This window comes from Kribbella qitaiheensis (genome assembly GCF_014217565.1).
In the GTDB taxonomy this organism is placed as follows: Bacteria; Actinomycetota; Actinomycetes; order Propionibacteriales; family Kribbellaceae; genus Kribbella; species Kribbella qitaiheensis_A.
The window spans coordinates 4,483,156-4,496,712 of record NZ_CP043661.1 but is presented as its reverse complement, the minus strand read 5'-3'; the positions used below and the strand labels follow the sequence as shown (position 1 = coordinate 4,496,712).

The 13,557-nt window shown below is 68.6% G+C and carries 15 protein-coding genes; 9 read left to right on the top strand and 6 right to left on the bottom strand.

Annotation, left to right across the window (positions count from 1 at the left end; translation table 11 throughout):
- The first annotated feature begins 30 nt into the window (after window positions 1–30).
- On the top strand, window positions 31–1,482 hold the full coding sequence (locus F1D05_RS21200; protein ID WP_185441895.1) for an MDR family MFS transporter: 1,452 nt from the start codon (window positions 31–33) through the stop codon (window positions 1,480–1,482).
- A 90-nt stretch (window positions 1,483–1,572) separates the two neighbouring features.
- Here the strand turns inward: F1D05_RS21200 and F1D05_RS21195 are convergent, their stop codons facing one another.
- Entirely contained in the window at window positions 1,573–2,448 is an 876-nt protein-coding gene (locus tag F1D05_RS21195) for a proline dehydrogenase family protein (RefSeq protein ID WP_185441894.1), read from the bottom strand.
- A 58-nt stretch (window positions 2,449–2,506) separates the two neighbouring features.
- On the opposite strand from F1D05_RS21195, the gene F1D05_RS21190 reads away from it, so the two are divergent.
- Entirely contained in the window at window positions 2,507–3,520 is a 1,014-nt protein-coding gene (locus tag F1D05_RS21190; RefSeq protein ID WP_185441893.1) for a GNAT family N-acetyltransferase, read from the top strand.
- 55 nt (window positions 3,521–3,575) lie between these two features.
- Here the strand turns inward: F1D05_RS21190 and F1D05_RS21185 are convergent, their stop codons facing one another.
- Window positions 3,576–4,007: a MarR family winged helix-turn-helix transcriptional regulator gene (locus F1D05_RS21185; protein WP_185441892.1), complete on the bottom strand. Its 432-nt coding sequence runs from the start codon at window positions 4,005–4,007 to the stop codon at window positions 3,576–3,578.
- A gap of 28 nt (window positions 4,008–4,035) precedes the next feature.
- Here F1D05_RS21185 and F1D05_RS21180 point away from each other — a divergent pair, with 28 nt between their 5' ends.
- On the top strand, window positions 4,036–4,446 hold the full coding sequence (locus F1D05_RS21180; RefSeq protein ID WP_185441891.1) for a MarR family winged helix-turn-helix transcriptional regulator: 411 nt from the start codon (window positions 4,036–4,038) through the stop codon (window positions 4,444–4,446).
- A gap of 319 nt (window positions 4,447–4,765) precedes the next feature.
- Here F1D05_RS21180 and F1D05_RS21175 read toward each other — a convergent pair whose 3' ends face one another.
- Window positions 4,766–4,957 (bottom strand): hypothetical protein, encoded by a 192-nt coding sequence (locus F1D05_RS21175; protein ID WP_185449858.1) that lies wholly within the window; start codon window positions 4,955–4,957, stop codon window positions 4,766–4,768.
- 215 nt (window positions 4,958–5,172) lie between these two features.
- Between F1D05_RS21175 and F1D05_RS21170 the strand changes: the two genes are divergently transcribed.
- Window positions 5,173–6,471: an XRE family transcriptional regulator gene (locus F1D05_RS21170; protein ID WP_185441890.1), complete on the top strand. Its 1,299-nt coding sequence runs from the start codon at window positions 5,173–5,175 to the stop codon at window positions 6,469–6,471.
- Window positions 6,472–6,497: 26 nt separating this feature from the next.
- A complete protein-coding gene (locus tag F1D05_RS21165) occupies window positions 6,498–7,043 on the top strand; it encodes a GNAT family N-acetyltransferase (protein ID WP_185441889.1) in 546 nt (181 codons plus the stop codon).
- Between the two features lie 60 nt (window positions 7,044–7,103).
- On the opposite strand, the gene F1D05_RS40565 is transcribed toward F1D05_RS21165, so the two are convergent.
- Entirely contained in the window at window positions 7,104–7,445 is a 342-nt protein-coding gene (locus F1D05_RS40565) for a hypothetical protein (protein ID WP_246485826.1), read from the bottom strand.
- Between F1D05_RS40565 and F1D05_RS21160 the strand changes: the two genes are divergently transcribed.
- From F1D05_RS21160 to F1D05_RS21145, 4 genes are all read left to right on the top strand, one after another.
- The gene (locus tag F1D05_RS21160) at window positions 7,435–8,793 is read left to right on the top strand and encodes a histidinol-phosphatase (RefSeq protein ID WP_246485825.1); all 1,359 of its coding nucleotides are present in this window, start codon (window positions 7,435–7,437) and stop codon (window positions 8,791–8,793) included. The genes F1D05_RS40565 and F1D05_RS21160 overlap by 11 nt on opposite strands.
- 39 nt (window positions 8,794–8,832) lie before the next feature.
- Window positions 8,833–9,720 (top strand): oxygenase MpaB family protein, encoded by an 888-nt coding sequence (locus F1D05_RS21155; RefSeq protein WP_185441888.1) that lies wholly within the window; start codon window positions 8,833–8,835, stop codon window positions 9,718–9,720.
- A 36-nt stretch (window positions 9,721–9,756) separates the two neighbouring features.
- Window positions 9,757–10,968: an ROK family transcriptional regulator gene (locus tag F1D05_RS21150; protein ID WP_185441887.1), complete on the top strand. Its 1,212-nt coding sequence runs from the start codon at window positions 9,757–9,759 to the stop codon at window positions 10,966–10,968.
- A gap of 72 nt (window positions 10,969–11,040) precedes the next feature.
- Window positions 11,041–11,853, top strand: coding sequence for an SAM-dependent methyltransferase (locus tag F1D05_RS21145; protein ID WP_185441886.1), 813 nt, complete (start codon window positions 11,041–11,043; stop codon window positions 11,851–11,853).
- Window positions 11,854–11,955: 102 nt separating this feature from the next.
- Here the strand turns inward: F1D05_RS21145 and F1D05_RS21140 are convergent, their stop codons facing one another.
- Together F1D05_RS21140 and F1D05_RS21135 are read right to left on the bottom strand one after the other, a co-directional pair.
- Window positions 11,956–12,552 carry a ParA family protein gene (locus tag F1D05_RS21140; protein WP_185441885.1) on the bottom strand — a complete coding sequence of 199 codons (597 nt, stop codon included), beginning with the start codon at window positions 12,550–12,552 and terminating at the stop codon, window positions 11,956–11,958.
- 114 nt (window positions 12,553–12,666) lie between these two features.
- Window positions 12,667–13,542, bottom strand: coding sequence for an NAD(P)-binding domain-containing protein (locus F1D05_RS21135; protein WP_185441884.1), 876 nt, complete (start codon window positions 13,540–13,542; stop codon window positions 12,667–12,669).
- Window positions 13,543–13,557 lie beyond the last annotated feature (15 nt).

Below are 13,557 nucleotides of genomic sequence, written 5' to 3'. Positions count from 1 at the left end.
GTTGTCCAGTCACGTAGGTTGCTTTAGGTCATGACATCTACTGAGCGGGTCGACTCCAGCGGCGTGGGGTTGCGGTCGGAGCGTGGGCCGATCCTGCTCGCCGTGATGCTGAGCATCGGGCTGGTGGCGATCGACGCGACCATCCTGGCGACGGCGGTGCCGTCGGTGGTCGAGGACCTCGGCGGCTTCAGTCAGTTCCCGTGGCTGTTCTCGATCTATCTGCTGGCCCAGGCTGTCTCGGTCCCGGTCTACGGCAAGCTCGCCGACCAGCGCGGCCGCAAACCGATCATGCTGTTCGGCGTCGCGTTGTTCGTGCTCGGCTCGGTGCTCTGCGGTTTCGCCTGGAGCATGCCGGCTCTGATCGCCTTCCGGCTGATCCAGGGCCTCGGCGCCGGCGCGATCCAGCCGATCGGGATGACGATCGTCGGCGACATCTACAGCGTCGCCGAGCGGGCCAAGGTGCAGGGGTACATCGCCAGCGTCTGGGGCATCGCCTCGTTCGTGGGGCCGACCCTGGGCGGCGTCTTCTCCGACTACATCTCCTGGCGCTGGATCTTCTTCGTGAACATCCCGCTCGGGCTCGCGGCCGCCTGGGTGCTGCTGCGCCGGTTCGAGGAGAAGGTCGCGGCCAAGACGCGGCACCAGATCGACTACGCGGGCACGATCCTGCTCGCGGTCGGTGGCTCGCTGTTGCTGCTAGGTCTGCTCGAAGGCGGTGTGATGTGGTCGTGGGATTCCGCCACGAGCATCGCGATCCTGGCCATCGCCGTACTGCTGCTGACCGCCTTCGTCTTCGTCGAGCGGCGCGCTCCGGAGCCGGTGCTGCCGTTGTGGGTGCTGGGTCAACGCGTGCTGAACTCGGCGAACGCGGCCGCGCTGCTGGTCGGCGTACTGATGATCGGGCTGTCGACGTACGTGCCGCTGTTCGCACAGGGAGTGCTCGGGACCTCGGCGCTGGTGGCCGGGTTCGCGCTGGCGGCGATGACGCTCGGCTGGCCGATCGCGGCGTCGCTCGCGGGGCGGATCTATCTGCGGCTCGGGTACCGGACCACGATGATGTTCGGTGCGGTGATCGTGGTGATCGGCGCAGCTCTGCTGCTCACGGTGAATTCCGGTAGCTCCGTGCTCTACCTCGCATTGGCCTGCTTCGTGATCGGTGTCGGACTGGGCTTCACCGCCTCGCCTTCAGTGGTCGCTGCACAGTCATCGGTCAACTGGAAGAGCCGCGGTGTGGTGACGGGGGCCAACATGTTCGCGCGGTCGGTCGGCAGCGCTGTTGGTGTCGCTGTGTTCGGTGCAGTCGCGAACGGTGTGGTCGCACGTCGACTCGGCTCCGAACACGGCGACCTGGAGAAGCTCCCCAGCAACGTGCTCGCCCCTGCGATCCACGACGTGTACTACGGCGCTGCCGCGGCCGCGGTACTGCTCGTCTTCGCCGTGATGTTCATGCCGAACAGGGTCGCCGAGCAGCCTCGCGACTAGGGCGTGTCTCCAAACCCTGTGCAGTCGCGAGCAGGTGCCGAGGTGCCGTGCCGAGTGCCGCGCAGTACGCACAGGGGTTGGAAACACGCCCTAGGCGCCGCGGGACTCTGCGACGCGGCGGAGCCAGTAGCGGAACCAGGCGGGGCCGTACGGGATGTAGACGCGAGTGGGGATGTCCCTGTCGCGCAGTTGAGCCAGTACTTCGGGGCGGATGCCCAAGAGGTGCTCCACCGGGACTGTGCCGACGCCGAGCTGGATCGCTTCCCGCAGGCGGCCGTCGTGCGTTGCCATCGACCAGTTGGCGCCACTGGCCGCAAGGCGGTGCGCCAACTGGAGGTACGCGATGTCCGTCGGTTCGCCGTACGGGTGTGCGCCGGTCGGCTCGACGTACGCGCCCTTGACCAGCCGTACTTGCACTCCGGCCGCTACCAAGGCGTCGATGTCGTCGGGAGAGCGCAGGAGGTTGGCCTGCACGGTCGCGCCGATGCGGTCGCTGAGTCCGCGGCTCGCTACGTCCAGAACGCATTGCTGGATCTTGTCGGTCCTTGCTGTGTCCTCCGCACCGATCTGGAGCCGTCGGCCCGACGGTAGTGCTTCGGCGATCCTGGCGACTCGGTCGGCCGCACCTTGGGGATCGACATCCACGGCGAGGTGCGAGAGGTCGAGGGACAACCAGACGTCGGCGGGCGGAGCCGGAAGGAGTTCGGCCAGCTCCAGGTACTCGTCGACCACGCGGTCCGCGTCTGCCGAATCCTCGGACAGCTCACCGAACAGGTCGACGCTGATGCCGTGACCGAGAGCCAACTGCTCATCGGCAACGGTGAGAGCTTCGTCCCGGGTCCGGCCGGCGACATACCGCGAGGCTGCCCGCCAGGCGTTCTCCTCGCCACCCGGCAGGCCCTTCACCACTTGCTCGAGCCGTTCGTTGGTCGCCAGCTTGAAGAGCACCGCCCGGTCTAAACGCATGCTCGCAGTCTGCCAGCCGCCGGGTTCTTGGCCCATAGGGAGCACTAGCGTGCTTCGTATGCGCGCGGTGGATTGTGTCGGGGCTTTGATTCGTGACGAGCGGCAGCGGGTGTACGTGCAGCGGCGTACGGCGCAGCGGCGGTTGTTGCCGGGGATTTGGGACATCGTCGGTGGGCACCTCGAAGCCGGCGAGAGTCCGGAGCAGGCGCTGGCCCGGGAGGTCGAGGAAGAGACCGGGTGGCGGGTGCGCTCGATCGACGCCACGGTTGCCGACTGGGAGTGGGAGTACGAGGGCCGCGTACGCCGGGAGGTCGATTACCTGGTCACCATCGATGGGGATCTGCGGCAACCGCGGCTCGAGGACGGCAAGCACGACGCGAGTGCCTGGGTGGGGCCGGACGACCTGGACCTGTTGATGGTGAACCGGACCGACGGTGATCGGCGGCTGCGGGACATCGTGGCGCTCGCGAACCGGATCAGGTTCACCGCGCGGTTGCGGCTTGAGCCGATCAGCGGACCGACACCGGTCCTGACCGGACATGTAGCGGACCTGGAGCGGCTGCACGGGGATCCGTGGGTAGCAGAGTGGTACGCCGGGACGTGGTCCACAGCGGAAGCCGTACGCCGGGCTGCCGCGTTCCAGGCGCGCTGGGAGAGCAACGGCGTGAGCAAGTGGATGGCCTATGACCGGGCGAGCGGGGCGCTGGTCGGCCGGGGCGGGATGGATCGGCTGGACCCGGACCACGAGTGGGTCCGCCAGATCGCGGAGGTGCTGGACGACGGCGGCGCCTGGGCGGCCGAGCGGCTCGAACTCGGCTGGGCCCTGCGGACCGAGTTCCGCGGTCAGGGCCTCGCGGCCGAGATCGGCCGGGCCGGGCTGGACTTCGCCTTCGGAGCGCTGGCCGCACGGTCGGTGATCGCGCTGACGGAACGGCACAACCTCGCCTCGCGGGCGGTGATGGAACGGATCGGGATGAAGTACGCCGGCGAGATCCGCACGGAGGGGCTGGTCGAGAACAAGGAAGGCTTGCATCCCGACGCCCCCTTCGCCGTCTACGAAACAACCGCCTGAGCCGCCTCCGGCGGCGGGCGGGGCGCGGGCGCCCGGATGGGTGGTCGGCGGAGTTTTACTGGGTGCCGAGGGCGGTGACGAAGCGGGTCAGGAGGACGGCGAAGGTTTCCTGGTCGGCTTCCGGCCAGTCGGCCATGGCGGCGGCGAACTTGCGGCGGCGGAAGGTGTGGACGATCTCGAGGCGGTCCCGGCCCGCGGCGGTGAGGACGAGATTGATCCGCCGGCCGTCCAATTGATCGGCTTCGCGCCGGATCAGGCCGGCGCCGACCGCGGCAGCGACCAGTTTGCTCGCCCGCGGCTGGTCGACGCCGAGACGTTCGGCGACGCCGTTCACACCGATCGGCTCGTCGCCGGCCGCCTCGATCGCGTCGATCACCTGCTGGCCGGAGTCGTCCTGCACGCCCGCGGCCTGGGCGAAGAACCGCAGCATCTGGCGACGGCGGATCGCCACCATCGCCGTCTCGACCGCGGCCACGGGCTCGACCATGAGCTCTCCCGGATATATGCTTGTTGACATGTATATGTCAGGTGACAACAAGCCTATCGGGTGGTGGCTGAAGGAAGTGGACCGGCTGCTCGACGTGACGTTCGAGCAGACCCTCGCGGCGGACGGGCTGAACCGGCGCCAGTGGCAGATCCTCAACGCGGCCCGCCGGGAAGAACAGTTCGCCGTCGCGCTGGCGCCGTTCCTGTCCGGCGACCCGGCCGAGCTCGCCTCGTTGACCGGCCCGCTGACTGCTCGGGGCTGGCTCGACGGCGATCGGCTGACGCCGGCCGGAGCGGTCGCGCACGAGCAGCTGACCGAGAAGGTACGAGCGCAGCGCCGCCGGGTCACCAACGGCATCGTCGACGCGGAGTACCTGCAGACGATCGACGTACTGCGGCGGATGGCCGCCAACCTGGACCCAAATAACTCCGCTGTGTGACCACCCAGGCGCGGTGGTCACACAGCGGAGTCGGCCACCTCGGAGTGTGGCTAGTGGTGAGGTGTCACTAGCCACTTGCCCCGCCCGGCCCGAGGTGTCGGCCAGGAGGTGGTTGGAACGGCTGGGCAGCGGCGATACAGGGACTCAACCGCTTGCCCAGCCGGGCTTCGGGCGGTGCGGTCCGGAGCTGAGGAGAGCTCCGGACCGCACCTCTGGTTTCGTCCGGGGGCTGAGGAGTGCCCCCGGACCTTCACTTACCACTCCTGGACGTGAGGAGACTCCAGGAGTGACAACCGGGTCTGAGGAGGACCCGGCAGGCTCAGATGTCCGCGTGTTCCTGCGGCCCGAGGATGTCGTTGGTGACCCGGAGGCCGGTGAAACGCCTCCGCATCGCCTGCTCGTAGCGCGCCGCCAACGGTGCTTCGGCGACGTACTGCGCGATCACGTGCTCGCCGAACCAGACCCGCACTCTGCGGCGGTGCTGCCGCGACGTCATCTCCGCGATTGCCACTACTTGCTCACCCCGTAACTCTCAGGCCTTGCAACCAGTTGGACTTACTGGTTGTCATGGCAGTAATGGTGCACAGACCGACCGTGACCGCTCTAGGACCTGGACCGGACCTTTGCCGGACCTCTCCCGGACCTCTGGCGGACAAAGCCGATCTGCACCTTGTCGTGGGGCATTCAGTCGAGACAACGTCTGATCTGACGTGAACGGGAGGAACGATGGCGGGTAGGTATACGCCAAAGACGGTTCTTGCGCACCTGATCCAGCGCCGGAACCAGACCTACTCCGAGATCGTCGCCGAGTTCGTCGAGCTGGGTGGAACCATCACCGAGCGGCACCTGCGGCGCCTCGCATCGGGCGAGCGAGCAGGGACCACTCCACAGACCCGGCGCACCCTGCAACGCATGTTCGGCAAGCCGGTCGAGGAGCTCTTCGCCCCGTATGTCCCCGAGCAGGCCGCCCAGGTGGTGCCGGTGACTGCAACGGGTGGGCGGATCACGACAGGTAATGAGATGGAGGTACTCGACATGGCTGCCAGCCGTGCGCGGGCTTTCGCCCTCGCGGCCCAGACCGGTCTCGGAAGCGAGGCTATGGAACAGGTGTACGACGACGTCCGACACGTCGCGAAGGCCTATCCGCAGCGCCCGCTGCCGGAAATCCTCGGCCAGCTGGTCGAGACGCAGGACCTGGTCTTCGCGTTGCTGGAGAGCCGGCAGCGTCCGGAACACCTGCGGCAGCTGTACTTCCTCGGTGGAGTGACCGGTGGTCTACTCGCCAAGGCATCTCATGATCTCGGTAACCCGCACGCCGCCCTGACCCAGGCCAGGACCGCCTTCCTCTGCGCCGACAACGCCGACCACCACGGGCTGCGCGCCTGGGTCCGCGGGCTGCAGTCGCTGGTCTCCTACTGGGCCGGCAACCCGCACGACTCGGTCCGGTACGCCCAGCTGGGCGCCGGCTACGCCGAGCAGGCCAACAGCACCACCAGCGTCTGGCTCCCCGTCAGCGAGGCCCGTGCCTGGGCCGCGCTGGGCAACGCCGACGCCACCCGGGCCGCGCTGGAGCGCGCGGAAAACGCCTGGTCCACGGTCGTCGAGGGTGACGACCTGGACGAGATGGGCGGTCTGTGCACCTTCGGCCGCAACCGGCAGCTGTACTACGCGGCCGACGCGCTCGCCTGGCTGCCAGGTGAGCGGGAGACCGCCGAGCGGTACTCCCGTCAGGCCGTGGACGCGTACACGGACCAGTCGCACCCCGAGTGGGCCTTCGGCGACGCCGCCGGCAGCCACGCCGCGATGGCCATCACCCGGATCGCGAACGGTGAACTGGACGGCGCGGCCGACGCGATCGCGCCGGTCCTCGGTCTGCCGACCGAGCGCCGGATCAACGGTGTCGTCCACTCCGCCCGCCGGGTGCACCAGGCCCTGCGGCAGTCCGGCCGGGCCGACGACGCTCGCGACCTGCAGGAAGAGATCGAACTGTTCACCCGGACGCCGATGCAGACCTACCCGCGGTAAACCGTTCAAGGATTAGCATCCCGCCCATGGACCCGCTCACCGGCGATGGCGTTCGCCTGCGCGATTTCCGGTCGGCAGACCTCGATGATCTGCTGGCCATCACCGGTGACGACAGGGTCACCAACTGGATGGCGTTCGACAGCCATACCCGCGAGAAGGCCCAGCAACTGCTCGACGGCTGCATCGCCGACATCGCGGTCGAGCCACGTACCGTCTTCGGGCTGGCTATCACCCGGATCGACGACGACCAGGTGATCGGCTTCATCCGGCTCGCCGGCACTGGCGGCAAGGCGGCCAAGCTCGGCTACATGATCGCGGCCGACCACTGGGGCAACGGGTACGCCACCGACGCGACCCGCACGATGCTCCGCTTCGCCTTCGGCCCACTGGCCCTGCACCGCGTCACCGCCGCGATCGGCCCGGAGAACTCCGCCTCGATCGCCGTCGTCAAACGCCTCGGCTTCACCTACGAAGGCCACCTCCGCGACCACGTCTTCACCAACGGCGGCTGGCGCGACTCGGTCCTCTACTCCCTCCTCAGCACCGAGACGGCCTCCCTCACCCCACGCTGATCCGCCGGTAGTTCATCCGGGGAACATCTTCACGTCATGCGGTGCCTTGACAGTGGCTTGTCAGCACAAGGAGGGTATTCCGCCATGACGTCTGAGCAGCAGGTTCCCGAGTGGGCCGATCCGGCCGTGCCCGAGGAGGAGCTGGATCCGCAGGGGTTTTCGCGGCGTGGGTTGATCCGGCGGGCCGGGTTGCTGGGAGCCGGGTTCGCCGCTGCCGGCGTACTGGGGACAAGCGAGGCCGCCGCGGCCGAGAGCAGTTCGCAGTACGGGGATGATCCTGACCTGGTTTATCTGGTCGGGGATCACCATGTGCACAGCCGGTACAGCCACGACGCGAAGTACGACTTCAGTCAGCTGGCGTTGCCGCGGGTCGCAGTTCGGGCTGGACTGGATGGCGTTCACCGAGCACAGCAACTTCGGGCACGCGGACAAGGGTGCGCAGGCGGAGAACGCCGAGGTGCTCAAGGCTCGGGCGGAGAACCCGCGGATGCTCGTGTTCCAGGGGCTGGAGTGGTACCTCCCCGCCGCCGAGCACGGCACGGTCCTGGTCGCGCCCGGTGCGAACAACGTCGCCTTGCTGCAGCAGTTCGAGCGCGAGTACGACGGCAAGCTCACCAACCGCTCGGCGGACACTCCCGAGAACGAGCAGCACGCGGTGAAGGCACTGAGCTGGCTCGCCGAGCAGAAGCGGACCAGGTTCGTCGACGACGTCCTGGTGTTCGCCAACCATCCGATGCGGCTGGGGATCGATTCGCCGCACGAGCTCCGGGCCTGGCGCGACAGCGGCGTCTGCATCGGCATGGAGGGCGCACCTGGTTCGCAGGGCGACGCGGACCCGGCCTGGTGCGCGTTCCGCGGTACTACGACCAACCAGCGCGGCGAGTACACCAACAACCCGGGCGCTGGGAGCTGGGCGGGCTATCCGGTCGATGCGTACCGCACGTACGGCGGCTTCGACTGGGCCACCGCGACCGTGGGCGGGCTGTGGGACTCCCTGCTCGCCGAGGGCCGGCTGTTCTCGATCACCTCCAACAGCGACAACCACCGGACCATCTGGGACACCTGGAAGGACGGCGAGTTCCCGCCCGGGCAGAACTTCGACTCGCTCGGCTGGAAGCCGTCCCCGACCGACGCCGGTACGCCGCAGGCCGGCAGCGACTTCTGGCCCGGTCAGTTCAGCCGGACTCACGTCGGTGTCACCCGGTACGGCTACCTGGACGTGATGGCCGGGCTGCGCGCCGGACGGGTCTGGGTGGACCACGGCCAGCTGGTCGACGACATCGACGTACGAGTTGCTCCTGCCGGGTCCAAGCAGCGCGGTGTGACCTTGGGTGGTCGCTTGAAGGTTCGCCGCACCGAGCGACTCGAGCTACGGGTCACCGTGACCAGCGCGACCCGGCCGAACTTCCACGGCGTGCTGCCGAGGCTGGCCCACCTGGACGTGATCCGGGGCATCGTGACCGGTGCCGCCAAGGACCGCGACAGCTGGAAGGCACCGGACACGCGGGTGGTCGAGCAGCTCGACGTACAGCGCAAGACCGGCACCTACACGCTGCGGATCCCGCTGGGCCGGGCCGACCGATCGCACTACCTGCGGCTGCGCGGCAGCGACGGCAAGCGGAACGGAGCGGGGTACCTGGGCCGCCAGATCGACCCCGCTGGGCCGATCCAGCACCCGCCGGCCGACGGCGATCCCTGGCTGGACACCTGGCTCTATACGAATCCCGTCTTCGTGGACGTGGTTCGTTGAGCATGGTCGAGGGGTTGGAGTGGTGGGGAGACTGGTCGTATGGCAATCACGTCACGACTGAATCTGCTGGACCCGATGCGGGACGGCCTGGCCCGGATGATCCTGACGAAGGTGGCCGGGCCGGATCCGTCGGCCGAGCGGGACCGGGTCCACAGCACCCCCGGTCCTAGGTGGTTCGCGCCGGACCGGCCGATCCGGCGCGTGCACGGCGACGCCTCGATGTTCGCGGGTGGGCTGCGGGCGCTCCTGCTGCAGTCGCTCCACCCACTCGCGATGGCTGCGGTTTCGGCGCACTCCGGCTATCGCGGTGACCCGTGGGGCAGGCTGCAACGCACCAGCTACTTCCTGGCCATCACGACGTACGGCGCTGCGCCGGACGCCGAGGAGGCCATCGCCCGGGTCAAGGCAGTGCACGAGCGAGTGCGCGGCACCAGTCCGGACGGGACGCCCTACCGGGCATCGGACCCTCACCTGCTCAAGTGGGTGCACGTCGCGGAGGTGGACAGCTTCCTGGCCGCTCACCAGCGATACGGCGCTGCGCCGCTCGACGCTGCCGAGCGAGACGGCTATGTGGAGGACACGGCACGAGTGGCTCGCGCACTGGGGGTTTTAGATCCGCCCACTACCGAGGCGGAGCTACGGGCGACCTTGGAGTCGTACCGGCCCGAGCTACGCGGTACGACGGAGGCTCGGGAGGCGGCGCGGTTCATCCTGGTGCATCCTCCGGTGCCCTTGGCCGCTCGCCCGGCGTACGGGGTGCTGACCGCGGCGGCGGTTGGATTGTTGCCGTCGTGGAGCCGTTGGCCGCTGCGGTTGCCTTACCTGCCGCTGGCGGAGAGCACCATGGTCCGGGTGGCCGGCAGCGGCCTGACCCGCACGATCCGCTGGGCGCTGGCCTCGCCGACGCTCACCCCGGCCCGTCAGTAGCAGGTGCTGGTGGCTGATAGCCGGTAGTTTTCTCCCATGTCCAAGCGCCTGAACCGCCCGCTACCGCTCGGTACGCCGGCCGGGGTCGAGGTGCTGACCAAGATCCTCACCCAGGGCCCGATCCCGCGGGTCCAGATCGCCCGCCGGACCGGACTCTCCCAGGCGGCCGTGACGAAGGCCGTCGCACCTCTGATCGAGGCCGGGTTCGTGACGGACCAGCAGGCCCTGGCCGAGGACGCGGCCGAGGGCCGGCCCGAGCTGGGCATCGGGCGACCGGTGAGTCCGCTGACGGTGGTCGCCGACAGCGTCTCGGTGATCGGGCTGAAGGTGACTCCGACCGACCTGATCGGCGTGACCACCGACTTCAAGGCCGGCATCCTCGCGGTCCGGCACCAGCAACTGACGGACCTGTCCGCGGCGACGGTGATCGAGCAACTCGCGTCGCTCGCGACCGAGCTGATGGACACGCTGGACGACGAGGCGGACCCGTCCGGTCCGTTGATCGGCATCGGCGTCGCGGTCTCCGGCGATGTGGACACTCTGCACGGAGTGGTCCGGGATTCGCCGTTCATGGGTTGGCGGGACGTGCCGGTCGCGACTCCGCTGGGCGAGAAGCTGCGGGTGCCGGTGGTCGTGTCCAACGACGTACGGGCGTTGACGGTGACCGAGCACTGGTTCGGGGTGGGCGTCGACGCGGACTCGTTCGCGGTGGTGACGATCGGATCCGGGGTCGGCTGCGGGCTCTACGTCAACGGCGAGGTGGTTTCGGGCGCGCACGGCGTCTCGGGCGAACTCGGGCACCTGCCGCTCGCGCCGGGAGATCTCGTCTGCACCTGCGGCCGGCGTGGTTGCGTGGAGACGGTGGCTTCGTCGGACGCGATCCTCGCGCGGGTCCGGGAGACGACCGGGCAGCCGGAGCTGGATCTGTCCGGGGCGATCGAGCTCGCGCGCGCCGGTGACGCGCATGCCCGGGAGGCGTTCGACCGGGCCGGCGAGGTGATCGGATCCGCGCTGGCCGCGATGGTGAACCTGGTCGGGCCGGAGCTGGTCGTGATCGCGGGCGAGGGGGTCGCGGACTACGACCTGTACGACCAGCGGATGCGGCAGGCGTTCGCCAAACACGCCTTCGGTGCCGCCGGTGACTGCACCCTGATGCTCCGCTCGCACACCTTCGACGACTGGGCCCGCGGCGCGGCCGCCACGGTGATCCGCTCCTACGTCCGCGGCGAACCACCACTGCAACGCTGACCGGCTGCTGTGTCGCCGATCAATCGCATAGAGTGAAGCCAGACCTCAGTTGACCTGGAAGGTTAGTTCGCGATGACAGCGCAAGACACGCCGGAGCAATCGATTCCAGGCGTTGATCCCACCAAGCCGAGTATCGCGCGGACCTACGACTATCTGCTGGGCGGCAAGGACAACTTCGCTGTCGACCGTGCGCTCGGGGACAAGTTCATCAACGACCTGCCCGGGTCGCGTGCCATCGCGTACGACAACCGCGGCGCACTGATCCGCGCAGTCCGCGAGATCGTCACCAGTGGGGTCAAGCAGTTCATCGATCTGGGCAGCGGACTGCCCACCGCGGACAACGTCCATCAGGTCGCCCAGGGCCACCAGCCATCGGCGAAGGTGGTCTACGTCGACATCGATCCGGTCGTCCTGACCCATGGCCGCGCGCTGCTGGCCGAGAACGAGCACACGACGGTGATCGAGGGCGACCTGCGCGACTCCGAGAAGATCTACCAGGCCACGGAAACCCAGGAGTTGATCGACTTCGATCAGCCGGTCGCGATCATCCTCAGCGCGATCCTGCACCACGTGAACGACGACGAGGACCCGGCCGGGCTGGTCAAGTTCTGGGTCGACCGGATTCCGTCCGGCAGCTACGTGTTCATCAGTCACTTCCGCAGCGAGAACGACGCGCGAAGCGCGGAGATGCAGCAGTTGCTGCAGGGCTCGCTCGGGCGCGGGCGGTGGCGGACGGACGAGGAGCTGCTGGCGCTGTTCGGTCCTGAGCTGGAGATCCTGCCGCCCGGTCTGGTGCCCGCGGCCGAGTGGCGCCCGGTCGGGGAGCTCGGCGAGCTGACCGACTGGGAGCGGCTGATCGCCGCCGCACTCGCAATCAAGCCCTAGCCCGAGCGGCCGTAGTACGGGCCTCAAGCCTCAGCGTCGTAGTACGCGCCGAAGCGTCCTTCCTGCCTCGGGAGGCTGGAAGGACGGCTCGCGGCGGCCGCCTCAGCTGCGGGCGGCGGCGAGAATCTTGCGCCAGACCTTGCGGTAGGACTCCAGGCCGTCCTCGGCCAGGACGCCGGTCGGGCCGGCGGTGATGGAGACCCGCTCGGGGATGGTGCCCCAGACGGGGATCTCCTCCGCGGCGTACTGCTGCATGGCCTCCTGGTAGGCCCGGGTGTAGGTCCGGGCCGAACAGATCACCACGCCGACCGGGATCTCTTTCGGAACCAGCTCCAGCACCGCCCGGACCCGGGGCGTCTCGACGCCGCCGACCCGGGTCGGGATGATGACGATCCGGGCCCGCTCGAGTGCCTTGTTCAGCAGCCGCTCGTGCGACGGGGGCATGTCGACGACGCCGATGCCCTCGGGCGGAACCTTGTCCAGTGCCTTGGTCAGGAGGCGCTCGGTCGGCGCCTCGGCGATCTCGATCCTGGCCAGGTGTTCGTCGTCGGAGTTCTCGATCCAGTCGGCAGCGCTGCCTTGTGGATCGGCATCGACCAGGGTTGCGGTGCGACGGTTGGAAGACGCCAGCGCGGCCAAATACACCGACGTGGTTGTCTTGCCGACCCCGCCCTTCAGTGCAGCTGTCACGATGATCATGGAACCGACGCTACCCGGTCTTGTCCGATTTCCGGCGTGTCGTCGGCGTTGCTCGAACGCGTCGTGATAGTTGCCGACTGCCCAGAACAACCTCGATCGCGCTTCAGCCCGGTGTCAGGCGGCTGGCTTCCGGATCACCTCGATCAGGCCGGCGAGTCCGCCTGAGCCCAGACCGGCGGCCTCGGCGCGGCCGAAGACAGCGGCGAGCGCGGCCGGGAAACTGGTGTCCAGGCCCGCCTGCCGGAAGGCGGCTACGACGTGCTCACTGCCGACGGCCTGCATGTGGAGGCTGTTCAGTTCGCCCGGGTAGACGCCGGCCTCGAGCTCCGCGGTGAGGATCTTCAGGAAACCCATCGGCCCGTCCTCGGTCAGGTCGGCGAGCATCGCGGCCACGTACGGACGAAGGCCCTCGGCGCTGACTCCGGCGGAGCCCACCAGCGCCGCGGAGTAGAAGTAGCTGGTCAGGCTCGACCAGAACACGTTCAGCATGGCTTGGTAGAACAGCATCGCCAGCCCCGGATCGGTTCCGACGTACTCGATGCGGCCCAACGTCTCCAACGCCTCGCGGTGGGCCTCGACCGTCTGGCGAGGGCCGGTGTAAAAGGCGTAAGAGCCGGGCTTGCCGATGCCTGGTGGCGGCACCATGATGCCTGCGGTGATCAGCGTGCCGCCGCGCTCCGCAACCAGACGATCCGCTGCGCGCAGACGGTCCGGACTGTCGGAGCTGAGGTTGACCAGGACTCGACCGGTGAGGTCGACACCGGCCAGTGACTCGTCCATCGCCGCGTAGTCCACCTGGCTGATCAGGACCAGCTCGCTGGCCGCTACTGCCTCGGCGGCCGTGGCTACCTCTACTCCGACGAGGTGCGGCGCTCGGCCCGGCGTACGGTTCCACACGGTTGTCTGGTGGCCTGCTGCCAGGAGCACTTCGGCCATGGTCGCTCCCATCGCGCCCAGACCGATGACTGTGACTGCTTCGTGAGTGCTCATGGCTTGATGCTGTCC